13 protein-coding genes and 1 riboswitch are annotated in these 16,378 nt (G+C 37.4%); of the genes, 3 read left to right on the forward strand and 10 right to left on the reverse strand.

Annotated features, from left to right (window positions below; translation table 11 throughout):
• Positions 1 to 801: 801 nt before the first annotated feature.
• Complete coding sequence (gene mgtA, locus IGK01_RS10515; RefSeq protein WP_023520136.1) at positions 802 to 3,450, reverse strand: magnesium-translocating P-type ATPase; 2,649 nt, start codon at positions 3,448 to 3,450, stop codon at positions 802 to 804.
• 344 nt (positions 3,451 to 3,794) lie between these two features.
• Positions 3,795 to 3,967, reverse strand: a riboswitch (M-box (ykoK) riboswitch).
• A 143-nt stretch (positions 3,968 to 4,110) separates the two neighbouring features.
• Here mgtA and ndk point away from each other — a divergent pair.
• A complete protein-coding gene (gene ndk / locus IGK01_RS10520; protein ID WP_010734714.1) occupies positions 4,111 to 4,545 on the forward strand; it encodes a nucleoside-diphosphate kinase in 435 nt (144 codons plus the stop codon).
• Positions 4,546 to 4,725: 180 nt separating this feature from the next.
• Here ndk and IGK01_RS10525 read toward each other — a convergent pair whose 3' ends face one another.
• From IGK01_RS10525 to IGK01_RS10540, 4 genes are all read right to left on the reverse strand, one after another.
• Positions 4,726 to 5,592 carry a helix-turn-helix domain-containing protein gene (locus tag IGK01_RS10525; protein ID WP_010734713.1) on the reverse strand — a complete coding sequence of 289 codons (867 nt, stop codon included), beginning with the start codon at positions 5,590 to 5,592 and terminating at the stop codon, positions 4,726 to 4,728.
• 484 nt (positions 5,593 to 6,076) lie between these two features.
• A complete protein-coding gene (locus IGK01_RS10530; RefSeq protein WP_023520139.1) occupies positions 6,077 to 8,155 on the reverse strand; it encodes an LTA synthase family protein in 2,079 nt (692 codons plus the stop codon).
• Positions 8,156 to 8,467: 312 nt separating this feature from the next.
• Positions 8,468 to 9,016: a hypothetical protein gene (locus IGK01_RS10535; RefSeq protein ID WP_080674330.1), complete on the reverse strand. Its 549-nt coding sequence runs from the start codon at positions 9,014 to 9,016 to the stop codon at positions 8,468 to 8,470.
• A gap of 192 nt (positions 9,017 to 9,208) precedes the next feature.
• Entirely contained in the window at positions 9,209 to 10,603 is a 1,395-nt protein-coding gene (locus tag IGK01_RS10540) for a glycoside hydrolase family 1 protein (RefSeq protein ID WP_010734710.1), read from the reverse strand.
• Between the two features lie 299 nt (positions 10,604 to 10,902).
• On the opposite strand from IGK01_RS10540, the gene IGK01_RS10545 reads away from it, so the two are divergent.
• Positions 10,903 to 11,319, forward strand: a complete 417-nt coding sequence (locus IGK01_RS10545; RefSeq protein WP_023520141.1) for a hypothetical protein — start codon at positions 10,903 to 10,905, stop codon at positions 11,317 to 11,319.
• Positions 11,320 to 11,671: 352 nt separating this feature from the next.
• Positions 11,672 to 11,854 carry a hypothetical protein gene (locus IGK01_RS10550; protein WP_010734708.1) on the forward strand — a complete coding sequence of 61 codons (183 nt, stop codon included), beginning with the start codon at positions 11,672 to 11,674 and terminating at the stop codon, positions 11,852 to 11,854.
• Positions 11,855 to 12,035: 181 nt separating this feature from the next.
• Here the strand turns inward: IGK01_RS10550 and IGK01_RS10555 are convergent, their stop codons facing one another.
• The 5 genes from IGK01_RS10555 to dagF all read right to left on the reverse strand — a co-directional run bounded on the left by IGK01_RS10555 (position 12,036) and on the right by dagF (position 16,376).
• Positions 12,036 to 12,752 carry a deoxynucleoside kinase gene (locus IGK01_RS10555; protein WP_010734707.1) on the reverse strand — a complete coding sequence of 239 codons (717 nt, stop codon included), beginning with the start codon at positions 12,750 to 12,752 and terminating at the stop codon, positions 12,036 to 12,038.
• A 16-nt stretch (positions 12,753 to 12,768) separates the two neighbouring features.
• Positions 12,769 to 13,209, reverse strand: a complete 441-nt coding sequence (locus IGK01_RS10560) for a nucleoside 2-deoxyribosyltransferase (protein WP_010734706.1) — start codon at positions 13,207 to 13,209, stop codon at positions 12,769 to 12,771.
• Positions 13,209 to 13,784: a TIGR00730 family Rossman fold protein gene (locus tag IGK01_RS10565; RefSeq protein ID WP_023520143.1), complete on the reverse strand. Its 576-nt coding sequence runs from the start codon at positions 13,782 to 13,784 to the stop codon at positions 13,209 to 13,211. Before IGK01_RS10565 ends, IGK01_RS10560 begins: the two co-directional genes overlap by 1 nt.
• A gap of 832 nt (positions 13,785 to 14,616) precedes the next feature.
• Positions 14,617 to 15,624 (reverse strand): sugar kinase, encoded by a 1,008-nt coding sequence (locus IGK01_RS10570; RefSeq protein WP_010734704.1) that lies wholly within the window; start codon positions 15,622 to 15,624, stop codon positions 14,617 to 14,619.
• 2 nt (positions 15,625 to 15,626) lie between these two features.
• Entirely contained in the window at positions 15,627 to 16,376 is a 750-nt protein-coding gene (dagF, locus tag IGK01_RS10575) for a 2-dehydro-3-deoxy-phosphogluconate aldolase (RefSeq protein ID WP_438840735.1), read from the reverse strand.
• Positions 16,377 to 16,378 lie beyond the last annotated feature (2 nt).

A 16,378-nucleotide genomic window follows, 5' to 3' on the forward strand; every position in this document is an offset into this window, starting at 1 on the left:
TTTTAGACTCTACTATTTTCGACTCAAACCTCTGTAACAAAAATTTTATCTACCTGTCTCAACATTATTAGCTACCGATCTAAACAAACAGCTATTTTTATAAACGATAGCGCAACTATTCGTGACCGTAACCCCAACTACACTCACTTATCATTAGTTATTCGCTTAAATCTACTTAGAGTAACTACGACAATATATCATTCCCGCTTCTATTGAAGCCACGATTCCCAGCATACTCTTATGATCGTATTTCCCAAGAGTATTTCCCCGTCGGATTGCTTCAATTGATCCATTCTTCGCCCCCTTATCCCGTTGCGAGTCAAGAAGTGAGACAAATGATCCATTTGATTCAATGTTTGATCGAACTGCTATATCAATGGTTTATCGTTATCTAGTTTTTCTAAAAATCAAGCATTTTGAGTCTTACTTGAATCATAGATTTTCTTTATCCAACATAACAATAGCTGGCAACGGGTAATAATAGATTGCTTTTAAACAATCGCTCGAACACATTGTATAACGCTTGTTTCCGTTATATTTAAATATAATTTATTCTTTTTTGAAAAATTATTTAAATATAACTTACGCGAGTACTTGACTTTTTTAGTAGCGCAGAAAAAAAATAGATTAGGTATTTAAAATACCTAATCTATCAGCGTTTTACTATTGATGGAACGATGCAGCGATTCGCTAAAATTTTATAGAATAAGCGAACCATTTAAATGAAGTTTATTTTTTTATTGAAATCTTACCTGAAGGATGCTCAAATTCCCCGTACGAAAGTGCAGAAAAGATTTTCTTTTACAATAGTTCTCCAAATTTATTGATATAGATTTTTTTCATGAATGTAACTAATCCTAAATAAGCGATAACAGTCACGATCAACCAAATCCAATAGTTAGCTGGTAATGGTAACAATCCTAGTCCTTCACCAAAATTAGTAAAAGGAAGAACAGAACCTACCAGAATACCTAATGTTGTAATTGAAAACATAATAAAAGTGGCATTACTTTGCAAGAAAGGCACTTTAGGTGTCCGTAACGCATGTAACACTAAGGTTTGCGTCCATAAAGATTCAACAAACCAACCAGCATGGAACAATGCGATAAATAGAACTTGTTGTGAGCCAGTCAATGTATGGTAACTTCCACCAACCACTGCTGGACAAATCACAAAGTACATCAATAGATAGGTCGTGATGTCAAAAACGGAACTCGTTGGTCCGAAGTACACCATAAATTTGCCAATACTTGATGCTTCCCATTTTTTTGGTTCATGCAAATATTCTTTATCCATTCTATCCCATGGCAAAGAGATACAAGATACATCATAAATCAAATTTAAGAATAAAATTTGTAACGGTAGCATAGGTAAAAATGGAAGGAATGTACTAGCTACTAAGACAGAAAACATGTTGCCAAAGTTTGAACTAGCTGTCGCTTTGATGTATTTCATAATATTGCCGAAAGTCTCTCTACCTGACAATAATCCTTTTTCTAAAATCATCAAATCTTTTTCTAACAAGATAACATCCGCTGATTCTTTTGCAATATCTACTGCTGTATCTACTGAAATACCGATATCTGCGACTTTCATTGCTGGTGCGTCGTTGATACCATCGCCTAAAAAACCTACTGTGTGACCATTGTTACGTAAGGCAGTGGTTAATCGTGCTTTTTGTTGCGGATTCAATTTGACAAAGACATCATGTGCCTCAGCAACTTTTCCTAATTCCTTATCAGACATCTCAGCGATTTTCTCGCCAGTGATCAATTCATTGATTTGTAAGCCTACTTGTCGACAAACAGAACGTGTGACCAACTCGTTGTCACCAGTCAATACTTTTACAGCAACACCATGATCTTTCAAAGCTTTCAATGCTTGTTTGGTTGTTTCTTTTGGTGGATCAAGGAAAGCAAGATAGCCAATCAAGACCATTTCTGACTCATCTTTCACTGAAAATTCTCCAACGACACTTGGATTCGTTTTTTGCGCGACACCGATCACACGCAACCCATCTTCATTCAAGTCCTTCACTTTCGCCAAAACTGTTTCTCTTTGTTCAGCAGTCAATGGTTTGACTTCACCACCAAGGTCGATGTATGAAGAGATACTTAACATTTCTTCGATTGCACCCTTTGTGATCATTTGCGTTTTTCCAGCTGGGTCAGCCACCACGACACTCATTCTTCTACGTTCAAAATCAAAGGGGATTTCATCTACTTTTTGATAACGAATCTTCTCTGTATCTAACGTCTCAACTGCTTCATCGATAATGGCAACATCTAAAAGATTCTTTAATCCAGTTTGGTAGTAACTATTCAAGTAGGCGTGGCGCAGTACTCGGTCATTTTCATTTCCTTCACAATCCATGTGGTATTCTAAAATAATTTTATCTTGAGTCAATGTACCTGTTTTATCTGTACAAAGGACATCGATCGCACCAAAATTTTGAATGGCATTTAGATTTTTGATGACTGTTCCTTTTTTTGCCATAGCACTGGCACCTTTGACCAGATTTGTCGTAACGATCATCGGTAGCATTTCTGGTGTTAACCCAACAGCGACTGATAAACCAAACAAGAATGCTTCTAACCAGTCTCCTTTTGTAAATCCATTGATCACGATCACAGTTGGTGCCATCAATGCCATGAATTTGATCAACAACATGGATGTTTTTTGGATGCCTAATTCAAAGCTTGTTTTTATCGGTTTTTGTGATAAGTTTTGTGCCACATGTCCAAACATCGTGTCGTTCCCAACAGAGATGATGATACCTTCTGCACTACCACTGATCACATTGCTTCCCATGAATGCAATATTTTCATAACTCGTTTCGCTTTGTGTTCTTCCAGAGCACACAGTCGCATGTTTCTCAACGGGATAGCTTTCACCCGTTAATGCCGCTTGTGAGATAAATAAATCTTTAGCAGAAAGCAACCGCATGTCTGCTGGGATCATATCTCCCGCTGACAAACGAACTTGATCGCCACAAACAATTTCCTCCATAGGAATTTCTTTGTATTCACCATCTCGTTTTACGGCAGCTGTTACTTTCACCAATGATTTCAACTTTTCAGCAGCTTGGTTCGAACGTACGGATTGGATCAAGGTCATCGTGCCACTGACTAACACCATGGCAAAAATTATGATTACACCAAACAAATCTTTATCTGCTGGAGCAGCTAATAGATACTCGGTGATAAAAGAAATAATTCCTAAAGCAATCAATACTAATGTGAAAGGGGTGATAAACGCCTTGATCACTTCTACAATAAACGGCGTTTTCTTTCCATATGAAATACTATTATTTCCATAAGTTTCTCTTAAATTTTCTACTTGTTCTGAAGACAAGCCTTTTTGTGTTGTTTGAAATAAGTCAAATAACTGTTGCTTATTTTTACTAGCAAAACCAGCGTAGACTTTTTTTGTTTCTTTCTTTTTTTCCATCTCGTGTTCCTCCTTTGATCTTATCAAGCACACACTGATATCTGTTGTGCGCTTGATCGTTTATCTAATCAACGGAGACAGAGTGTTCTAAAGGCGCTGAGAACAGATAGATAATAGTCTCAACATACCAACGCTTTGTCTCCTTGTACACCGGACTTTCATCCATTTGTTCTCATCTCCTTTCGTTTACTTAAATTACTTTCTTGGCCGACTACTGGATACTTCAACTTCCCAACTTGATCACCCTCTAACACCTTTTTATTTGAAAAAACAGATTGGTGAGAAACAAAAAACCTTTCGCCAAAACTCAGCGAAAGGTCAAAAAAGTGCACAAAAAAAAAGCACGGATGATCTACTCGTTGAGTTTTGGCACTATACAACGTAAAAAGCAAAAGCGCTTTTAGCTACCTTATGAAAAGCCTTATCTCGACAATTCCTGTTCTACCCATTGGCGTCTCTCGACATTTTTGGGCAGTAGCCTATGTTTGTATAGGAGCCTCACCTAACAAATCTTATTCAGTTTTCCCTCACCTAATGTAACAACTATTGGCTGGAATGTCAAACACATTTTCAAAAAAATTGAAACTCTAAGGGATTCGTTTGTCATGTTTTCTTTCTCTAGGTATAATGAACCTATCACAACAGATCGGAGTGAAGGATATGGAACGTACACTTGTTATTATCAAACCTGATGGGGTAAGACGTCATTTGATTGGCCGAATCATCCAGCGTTTTGAAGAAAAAGGATTCGCAATCGCTGAAATGAAATTCGCGACGATGACTGAAAAACTAGCAAAAGAACACTATCAACATCTATCTAATCGAAGCTTTTTCGATGACTTGATCGACTATATGACTTCTGGTCCAGTCGTCTATCTGGTATTAACAGGTGAAGATGTGATCGATCTCGTACGCAAAATGGTCGGTGCAACAAAAGCAGCGGATGCCGTTCCTGGGACGATCAGAGGCGATTTTGCCTTACCTGGTACAGAAAATATCATTCACGCTTCGGATTCACGAGATGCAGCCAATACTGAGATCACACGTTTCTTTCCGCCATTCGATACAAAGAAAGTAGAAGATGCGAAAAAATAAATTTTTTGCTCACTGACTTTTTGAGTGCATAAATTTTTGATCATCTTATTGATATGCCAGTCCTTCTGTTAGAGGTCATGCTCCACACGTTTAGTGAGAAGATTGACTCAATACTAGAGGGACTGGTTTTCCTTTTGTATTAAGTCAAATGCCCACTAAATAGCCGCTTTCAGCAAATCTCTAGCGTTGTGCTTGGATAGACAATAGTTTTTCTTCTAATTCATCTCGCTCTTCTTTGCCTAAGGTATACTCGATCACTGCAAATAATGACTCAAACTCCTCTTTTTTGATGGGTTCCCCTAATGCGGTGGCGATCAATCGACGATAATAATCGGACATCAAACTCTCGTAAATGACTGCTGTCTTTGATTTCAAACCTAAACAACGATACATATCTTCATTGATGCTTCGTGCTTTTTTATATCTTTTTTTGTCGATATAATAGATAGTCAAATTCTTTAAAAAAAGAAACAAACACTGATCATAACCTGACTTCATTGCTTTACGCATTCGTTTTTTAATTTTCAAATAATTGTTTTCGATAAAGGAATCGCTAAAAATAAAGGGGAACTCTGCTAATAAGTCTAGTTCATATCGACCAAATTCTTTCAGTTTCATAAAGTAATCTTCGATCATTCGTATCTCATATCCCAAAAATTCCAATTGGATATCTGGCTTCACACTTGATTTCCAATACATATGTATATTCAGTACGAGATAGTAAAGATCAGCCGTTCGCTTAAATTGCTTGCGATTGTCGGCAATTTCTTTGTAGGGATCAAAATCATCCTCCTGAACTTTATTCAAAAGATTACGTGTTTTTCTCGTTTTCCGTGGTTCTTCCACTTGATTTCGTAACGATTCGTATTCAGTAAGTGTGATATTCAACCGATCAAGAAATGCCATCAGTGTTAAAAAAGAAATTTTTTTGATCGTACGATTCTCGATCCCCACAAGTGAAGTTTTTGAACAGATCCCTTCTGCCAATTGTGACTGTGTCAACTTGCGACTTACCCGTAATTTTTTGATCAATTCTCCATCGTGCATAATATGCCTCCTTTAGTGTGTGCATTTTCCAATAAGATCCTCTTCGTCAGAGCAACAACCGAAAAAGAGAAATAACTATCGAAATATTTATTGCATTCACTAATTAAGTACGCATAAATAAAAAAAATATTTGAAGAACAATAAAAAAACTTCTAAAAAGTGAAATTACAACTTTTTAGAAGTTTAGTAAGGTTGTGAAAGAAGCGCTTTGACCTGAACAGTAAGATGAAAAGACAGAAAATAGTTCCTCATATTTTTTGATTTTTCAGCTTAGTGTTGAAGGTCAGCTACTTGAACACCGTTGATCCAGGTTGTGAGAAAGCCGTTCAGCTCCGAATATTAAGACGAAACTTGAGGAAATAGCTTTCTATATTTTTTCAAGTTTTGACTTAATATTGAAGGAGCTGGTTTTCGAACACCGTTTATCATAGGTTGTGAAAGAAGCCTTCAGATAGCTTGCTCCTTCACCGACATCTAGCCATGTCTATGGTTTGTCCGCCGATCCATCCTCTGCAGGGTATAGATTGGTTGTTGTTTGATCATGATTTTTAGAATAGACACTTGTTGAGGCTGCACCTTTTTCTTTTTCAATTTGTTGGTTCCGTTGCACTTGATTCTTATAGTCATACTTTGCAGGATCGATCGTCGTAAATCCATTTGGCACATAGAATCGCAAAAGATTTTCTTGATTGAGTTTATCGGAAAGACTCAAAGCTGTTTTTACCTGATTTTGTTCTTGTGCGACTTTTTGTTCCGCTGCTTGGTTTTCTTCAAGTAATGCCCCTGTTTTCGTATCATAGATTTTTCCACCTAATACGGTGTAATCCGGCGCGACAAAATTCCCATTTCTGAATGCCACGACTTGATCATGTTGAGGTGAAAGTAAATCTGTACCAAAATGGATATAATTTTTGTCCTCGATTCCTAATAAATGGAGTAAAGTTGGTAATACATCGATTTCACCACCATACTCATGTTTGACTGTTCCTTTTGTATAACCTGGAATATGGAACATCAGCGGTACTCTTTGCATCTGCGCATTATCAAAATCGCCCCATGTTTCTGGATCTTTTCCTAGTGCTGAAGCAAGGTCTTTATTGTCCGTATTTGAGATACCAAAATGATCCCCGTAAATCACGAACATCGAATGGTCATAAATCCCAGAAGCTTTCAAATAAGTAAAGAACTGTTTGAGCGACTGATCTAAATAATGGGCCGTTCGCACATAATTATCAACGGTACTATTTCCTGTATTTAACGAAGGAAAATCAAAGTTTTTGTCATCTGTATAATAAGGGGTGTGATTCGTGACAGAAAGAAACTTCGCATAAAATGGTTGTTGCAAATGTTCGAGATAGTTTGCGGATTCTCGAAATAGATTTTTATCTAAAATACCATAGCCAAGCATCTCATCTGAATCATCGAAATATGAGCGATCAAAGAAATTATCATACCCTAGATTTTTGTATACATGATCACGATTCCAGAAACTACCGACATTCCCATGAAAAACCGCACTGGTATAGCCTTGTGTCTGATCCAAGATGGCTGGAGCAGCTTGGAACACATTATCTGAACCTAATTCTGTAAACAACGAACCTTGGGGTAACCCAAACGTCCCGGTTTCCAACATGTTCTCAGCATCACTGGTTTTCCCTTGTCCAACTTCATGGAAAAAGTTATCAAAACTGATTGTTCCCTGATCGGTAAAGAGACTATTTAAAAAAGGAGTGACTTCTTGTCCATCTACTTTCATATTGATCAAAAATTGTTGAAAACTTTCCAAATGCAATACGATCACATTTCTTCCTTTTGCAAGTCCAAACATCTCTGGATCAGGAACAGCGTAATGAGATTTGGTGTAATCGAGGACTTCATCTAAGCCATTGCTGCTTGCATGCGCTCTGACACTGCTAGTGATCCCTGTTTTTATCCCATCATAAATCGTATAGGCATCAAGTCCAAGATATTTGACAATATAAGAACGATCGAATGTCCGTTGCAATAATTGAGGGCGATTCGCTTCACTCATTGCCAGATTGCCAGAAAAGATCAACGCAGACAAACAAGTCACCGCAACCGCCACTGGCTTACGCACAGGGGGTGCTTTCAATGGTACTTTTTTTATAAATACGCGAATCAGCAGAAAAGCAAAGACGGCGATATCGATCCAATAAAGGATATCATGAGGCTTCATCAAAGAAAAAGAGCTACCAGACAATCCCTGGGAAACCTTGGAGAAACCTAGTGCTGATTTAACGGTAATGAAATCTGTGAACTCACGATAGAAAATAATATTCAAATATAGCAATAACGTGTTTAAAAAATCGATGATAAATAAAACGATCAAACTTGTTCTGACTTTCTTAAAATACAAAGAAATCCCAAAAAACAATAGCGTTGTCGCTATTGGATTGATCCATAAAATAAACGTTTGGATGCTTCCTTCTACGCCTAAAGAAAAATCAGTATAGTAGGCAAAAATCGTTTTCATCCAAAAGAAAAAGCCAGCAATCAAAACGATGAGTACTTGATGTTGGCCAATTTTTTTTAGTTGTGTCAAAGTCACCACTTCTCTCTAAATTATTGTTCCTGTCTATTTTGCTCCTAAACATTTAGTTTTTGCTAAAAAAATCTGTTTTTTTACTCTTTTTTATAAATTAATAACTGGTGTTCTATCGTTGCTTTTCTGCTTTCCGGAAAGTAACTGCTTCGAAAATAAGGCGGAATCTAGGCAAATTAAGACAATTTGCCTAGATTCCGCCTTATTGATCAGAGCTGAACATTTCTTGCCCCAACTCTTCAACTAGCTGATCTCAATATTTTTATGTTAGAAAATTTGAACTTTTTTCACTTGTTTATGCGCTTGTTGCTGTTACGGTCCAGTTACTACACTAGAATTAGTCGTATTGGACGTCTCTTCGGATGAAGAGGTGGTGGTTTCAGTTATTTCTTGGATTTCTTCTGTCGTCTTCCGCCATTCAGTCAAGCGTTGATTGACCATCTCTGGGTCTACTTTTTCAGAATAACTAGAAGATACCTTTCCATTTTTTAACCGTGCGACTTTCTGTTTATCTTCGGTCAAAAGCAGCACGCTCAAGTGCTTGTCCCCGTGTTGGACTTGCCTGATTGAAATGGCACTTAATACATCATTGACATTGATGAATTGATTTTTTTCCTTGTCTTTTGGCAGATAAATCTCTAATTCTCCCTTTTCATAGTTCGCTACAACTTCGTAGTCCGCCCACCAATAGGTTGAAAATTCTTTTTTGAATTCATCTACTGAAGCTTTATTTGCAATGGTTGTTTCTGGTTCTTTGTGCGCAAGATCAGCGGTCATTTTACCAGAAAATACTGCGGATAACATAAGTATTATAAAAAAGCCAATTAACCAAAAGAGAAGAAAAGGCCTTTTTTTTCGCATACCTTCTTCCACTCCCATTCAAATTTACCTAATCTATTATATACAAAAAATGAAACTTTAAGCGAAGAAATTAAAGAAAAAAATAAAAAATAACGCATATCGATGATGTAGGAAAGTGAAAATCCCGAGATCATTGTGAATCTCGGGATCATTTTTTAAATTAAAAAATTTCAAAAAAGAACAAATTTCTAATCAAACAGAAAAACTATTTGTATCAGCTACTTCTTTGAACCAGTAGCCAGATTTTTTGATCGTCCGTTTGCCATCAGCTAGATCGACTGAAATAAAGCCATAGCGATTTTTATACGCATTCGTCCATGACCAGTTATCCATACACGTCCACATGTGATAGCCTAAGCAGTTCGCACCTTCTTCGATTGCTTGATGCACATATTTTAAGTGTTCTTGGACAAATTCGATGCGATAATCATCATGGATCATTCCGTCAGCTTCAATAAAGCGGGCTTCATTTTCAACACCCATACCGTTTTCTGAGATAAAACAGTCGATGTTGCCGTAGTTGTCTCGAACATTGATCAAGATATCGTAAATACCTTTTTCATAAATCTCCCACCCACGATAAGGATTCATTTTACGTCCTGGCATTTCATAGTTATCAAAGTAATCTTCGGGCATTGGGCCATTTGTTGTATCGATTGCTGTTTCTTTAGCTTTGACACGGCGTGGCTGATAATAATTGATTCCTAAAAGATCCACCGTATTATTTTTGATAATTGCTAGATCTTCTTCCTGCATGTCCGGAAGAATCTCTAGCTCAGTTACGATCTCGATCAATTCTTGTGGAAATTCTCCTTTAACAGCGGGATCTAAAAATGAGCGATTGAAAAAGGCATCGGCGATTTGCGCAGCTTTCACATCGGCAGGATCGTTCTCATTTCTTGGATAACTAGGTGTTAAATTTAAGATGATCCCGATTTTACCGTCTTGTTTTGTTTCATGATAGGCTTTGATAGCTAACGCAGAAGATAATGCCTCGTGATAGCCAACTTGAACTGCTTTTTTCATATCCGACTCTTCAGGATAATGCCAACGATATAAATAACCAGCTTCGACAGGAACGATTGGTTCATTATGCGTGAACCATTTTTTTACCTTCGTTCCAAATAATTCAAAACAAGTTTTGGCATACGTTTCATAAGCTTCGACAGTTTCACGGGCGAACCAACCACCTTTTTCTTGAAGGTACATCGGCATATCGAAATGATACAAGTTAACAAATGGCTCAATACCATGTGCAATCAGTTCATCAAAATAACTATTATAAAATGCGACTGCTTGGGGATTGACTGCACCTGTATCATCTGGAATCAAGCGACTCCATTGAATAGATGTCCGAAATGAATTATGTCCGGTTTGTTTCATCAACTGAACGTCTTCTTTATATTTTGTATAGACTTGCGACGCTTTTTCCGGACCGACTTGATCAAAGAATTTTTCTGGCTCTTTGGAAAACCAATAATCGAAAATATTGTCTCCTTTATGATCGCCAGGTACCCGACCTTCTGTTTGTGGTCCACTTGCTGCAGAACCCCACCAAAATTTTTCTGGAAATTGATATGTTGTCATTTTTGCACCTCGTTGATTCTTTTCATTTATGTTTTTTTATGTCGCACATCTCAATACAGCAAACGTTTTCTCCGCTTACAACCATTATTATAAACCGTTTCCTCCAAAAAGACTAGACCAATTAGGATAAATAATAAAATCGAACCAATAAGACTAAAAATGTTTACTTCCCAGCAAACTTCTCCTGGAACCACTCTAAAACATCAATCGCTTCAAAAACTTACTTTTTGTAGCCATTTATTTCATGTTGCTGGATTCAATGGTATAATCACTTTATCCAATCTACTGGGGGCATTATTTTGAAAAAAACATTGATTTACTTTACGTTGATTTTTGCCTTATTCGCTTTTTCTGGCTGTAATCAATCAAATCACTCAACGGAAGAAACAACGAATACGACCACTTTTCAGGCGGATAAATCTGATATAACAAATAGCACCTATACACTGAAGGTCCGAAAAAACATGGACCTTGCCAATGCAGAGATCAAATTTAAAGACGACACGATGGAATGGACACGAACATATGCTGAGTCTGAAACTGATACAGCAAGCACGTCTCCAGAGAAAATCGTGTTAACCGATGTCAAGATCACAACTGAAAATGAGGAGTATACGATCGTTGGTAAAAAAGACGGTTCGACTCAGACTTTTCATTTTAGAAAAATCGGTAATTTTCGTATAGAAGATGATGAAGGTAATATCTATACGTTATAGTTTGAGTGCATAACATAAAAGTAGCAGTCGAGACAGAAATGTTTCATCTCGAAAAATAAGGCGTCATCCACGAAAATTGTTTTCCTAATTTTTGTGGATGGTGCCTTATTTTTCGAAGCGGTTACTGCTATTTCGACGTTTATTCAGTTTTAAAATATGCTTTCCCACTCATGTTTCTTTTCATTAGATCGTGCATCTTTTAGCCGTTTTTCACTATGAAAGCTCACAATGATGAGTCAATTTTCTGATACATGCTCATCACTAAAAATTCTAAGTTTTCTTAATTAATTTTGTTTCTATCCTGTGTTTCTGCTATAGTAAAGAAGCACTTGATATACTAAGGAGAAAGAATATGCAGACAGCAAATACTCAAGATTACTGTACCTGTACGACGAATCAAAATGTACACACAGAGATCAACGACCAAGGAAGAGCCAATTTTTGTGACCATTGCCATAAAATGATCGAGGGTTCGAATCAACCTTTTGAGTTTTTTACAAGCCGAGAAGAGTCGAACAAAGAAACAAATAGTTAAAAATACAAAAAAAGAGCGCGGAACAGAAATGTTTAGTCTCTAAAAATAAGGCGACAACTACAAAAATCATTCTTCCACTTTTTGTAGTTGTTGCCTTATTTTTTTAAGAGAGAACTTCTATCTCCATCGTTTATTCAGTTACAGGTTGAAAACAATCAGTGAATTTTGCTTTTGTCTCGCCTTACATAGCACCAGACGAATCTAATTGCTGCCCTTTAGCATGTTGATTGTCAGTATAATAACTTCCAGACTGCTGTTCTTCTAATTCAGCCAATTTTGCTTGAATCTGCTCAATCACGACTTGTGCATCTTCAGGTCTTTCAACAAAATCAAAGGCATCACCATCTATTTGGATTTTTGGACAAACATCAAAGTCTTCGTACCATTGATCATATCGTTCATTTAACGAGCGGTAATACTGATAGAGCGTTTCATCACTATCCAATTGTTCATAGTCTCGTCCACGTTTTTTGATTCGTGCCAACATCGTATCAAGAGAGACTTTGATATGCACGAGTAGATCGGGTCTTTTTTTAGGTGCAACATCATCTAATTCATGAAGCATCGTATCTAAGAGGTTATCGTATTGTTGGACTTCAATATCTGACACACGACCTAAATCAGCATTTAGATGAAACAATAAACTGTCTTCATAAATTGAACGGTCCAATACGTTATCATCATGGTTCAGTGCATTTTTCATAGCTAAAAATCGTTTATTCAAAAAAAAGATTTGTAATAAAAACGCATATTGCTCTGGATTAGAGTAAAACAAAGGTAGTACCTCGTTGTCCTCTACATTTTCATAAAATGGTGTTGAATCAATCTTTTTGGCAAGCATATCGGTCAAACTACTCTTTCCTGCGCCAATTGTTCCTGAAATCAATATCACTGACATCTAATCCCTTCTCATTCTATAAATATTCGCCTTTATAAGCACTTTTGGGTAACATCTTAAAATCATATGCTTGGATCGCTTCGAACGTTTTTACATATGAATGTAAACTTTGGGTGATCATCAAATTAGTAGGTACCGTTTCTTCTTGAAAAATGATGATCGGTTTGTCCATCATCGTGGCGACGCCTAATTCATAGGCAGTGCCAGGATCGATCGTCTGATGTTCAAAGTCTAGGATTGCTACAACTTGTTCTGCCGAGGCAAGTTCTTTCATGTCTCTCTCGTAGACTTCTTGCGCCCATCCGCTACTAAACATCTCATAATTACTGTGTTGATGGTGTCTTGGTGAGTAGAAACTATCCACCGTTGGATTGGCAGTCAATGCCGTTTCAACCTGAGCAATCCGCTCGATTTGTTCATCTGAAAAGAAAGGTCCTGCTAAATAAATATAACTCATTATTTAATCTCCTGCATCATTGATTTCGTTTGTTTTTCTGTTGCACATAATTGATCGATCAGCTCAAAAGGATCATTTGAAAAATAAAGATGATTGAGCCATTTCTCAGCCATAAATCCTTCTCTTGCAAAATTCCTAATCAATTCTTTCAATCCTGAATAATACCCATGAACATCAAGGATACCAATTGGTTTTTCTGGTACCAAGCCGATCGCCATCCAGGAGAGTAGCTGCGAAAATTCTTCAAGTGTACCTAGTCCTCCAGGAAAAACCAGCACTGCTTCCCCTTTTTCGAATAATAGTTCCTTACGTTTATCGATCGTTTCTGTTGGTATAAACGTCGTCACATCTGTTTTTGGTAATTCTTCAGAAAACAGCCCGACTGGATAAATACCTGTTACTTGTCCGCCATTTTGTAAGATCGTGCGACTAAAAACACCCATGATACCCGAATCTGAGCCACCATAAACCAATTCAATTTGTTTTTCTGCCATATATTTTCCAATCGTTTCAGCTAACAGAATATACTTCTGATCTTGTCCAAAACGTGAACCACAAAAAATAGTCAACTTCAAAAAAAACACATCCTTACTAATCGATCTACCTTTATTCTACTCTTGTTTTTTTAAAATAAAAGACTAGATTTAGTTGTATTTTAGTGTTATGCAAAATAAAAAACACTATATATAGTGTTTTGTCTTAGGGTAGCATTTCAATAGATTATGTTTTAATACTATTTTTTAAATAACTAAAAACTAAAAAAACGTATGGTCTTACTTTGTGATATTCTCTTTCTTTCGACTTTCTTGCGAATAACATTTGACTTCTGTTGAAGAAAGAAATCTATTTTATTTCTTTTGTTATTTTTATTTGTATCGATCAACAAATTCTCAATGACTGATCCGTTAGAAGATAGAAAACAGTCAAAACATGGCTGAGGTCAGTACGCATGACTTGCCTTGATCATTGATAAGGGTTCGGAAAAAGCGATAAACGATGTTGTGGATCATTACTTATTCTTTCGATCTTACTTCTGATCAATCGTCCTTGGGTATACGTGTTGGACAAAAAAAGAAGAGGGAACGATTGTCCCTCCTCTTTTGGCACAGTAAATAAAAGCCCATACATTTTATTCATTTAATCGACAAAAAACCTAGCAATCTCTTTTAAGATTCGATACAATGAACTCGGTCGATGGTTTCCATTGACTATGGCAAACTTGATTGGTCAATGCGTTGACTACTCAAGCCCTCAATTTTTAGCTGCCACTAAAAATTGGGGGGCCTTTTTTATTTGACTGTTTCTATCTGCCATTTATGATACTGATTCCCAGATGGAGAGTCAAGCGAATCTGAAAAGCTACGAAAAACTGTACCATTTTTCGCCCATTTTTTTGTATAACTTATTTTATCGATTTAAATCAATCGTTGGATGCGTCAATAATTGGTCCACTTGCTTTCTGGTCGTCAGTGGCACATCCCCTTGGATCGTGTGGGCTAAGCGTGAATTACCTAAAGCAAATTGGACGGTTCGATCCAATGACCATTCCTCACTATAGCCTAATAAAATCCCCGCAGCAAAGGCATCACCTGCTCCGATACGATCTAAACTATCCAGTGGATAAGCTTCTGTTTCGATCCATTCTGTCGAAGTCATCAGATAGCCACTTAGTTGTTTCTTTTCACTGGTTGATTGCCGTGTCGTACCAGCAAACCAGTCAATTTGGTAATCACTTAAAAATTCTTGGAACGAACGAATCTTGGCAGAACGACTGGAAAGGTCGATCGGCCTCTCTAATAATTCAGACAAATCACGAACAGAACCAAAGATGACCGTGCAATAGGGCAATATTTCTTGATAACGTTCCTTCATCACTCTTTTTTTATCTGGCTCTTGGTTTAGACTCGGACGAAAATTAAAATCAAAACAAACTTTTTTTCCTTTCCTATGCGCTGTTTTTGCTACAGCAAGCGCCACTTCCGCTGAATGCTCATTCAAACTCAAACTGATGCCACAGATGTGGACTAAATCAACTGTTTCGATAAAGTCCTCGATGGCATAATCAGCCACTGTAGCTAAGCCAAAAGAACTGTTTTTACGATTTTGATAGGTGATTTCTGTTGGTCTGATCCCATAGCCCATCTCAGCAAAATAAGTACCGATATGTTGTTCTTTTTGAATGACATAGGAGGTATTGATGCCTAAACTCTTCAAATTAGCTAACGCTGCATCTCCCAAACGATTGGCTGGTAGTGCCGTCAACAAGTAACTTTCCAATCCAAAATGTGCTAGATTACCAACTAGATTCACACCTGTTCCAGTATAAGCCATACGCAAAGTGTGTGTTTGTTCCAACATCAGATATTCAGGAGGTGTCAGCCTCAACATCACTTCACCAAATGCACCGATTTTCATGGTCACTCACCTGTTTTCACTAATTTTTTCATCATTTCCAACAACTGACGGACTTCCTGTGGTCGAGTGTCACCTGTCTCTGGATCAATGATCGAACTATAGACGTGGGGGATGATTTTTTTGACTCCTGCATCTAATGCGATCTGAACGATTTCTTCAAAATTCGTCAAATCGATTCCACCTGTTGGCTCTAAATAAAAATCAAACGCTGCACAAGCTGCTGCAACAGCTTCATATTCTTTCTTATGCGCCAATCCCTTCATTGGAAAATATTTGATCGAGCTTCCACCCATATCCTGTAACAAACGAATAGCTGTATCGATCGGTACCATCGCAGCAGGGCCTTGGCTACTTAAAGGACCAGTGGCAAGATTGACGTATCCTTCTTTTCCAGTTGGAGAAACTAAACCATTGACGATCGTGTCTGACTGTCCTAAGACTGCACGAGAAGCGCCAACACCTGTGAAAACTTGGTTGACATGTTGGGGTTGTAATACTTTCGCCAAGCGAGTCACCATCTGGCTTTGTTTTGGATCGCCGGCACCTAAGCCGATCGATAAGGCGTTATTTGTTGCTTCTTGGTATTTTTTCATGTCTGTGATAGCTGCATCATCACTCGGATAATTTTTAGATAAAACACCTAGTAGGATATGCCCTTCGGCTGCTTCATAACATTCTTTTGCATTTTCGACAGAATTGGCTAGCACATTCAAACAGATTCTATCTTCAAGATAATTTGGGGTCAATGACATCA

It is taken from the genome of Enterococcus sp. AZ080, from assembly GCF_051714945.1.
Classification (GTDB): domain Bacteria; phylum Bacillota; class Bacilli; order Lactobacillales; family Enterococcaceae; genus Enterococcus_B; species Enterococcus_B pernyi.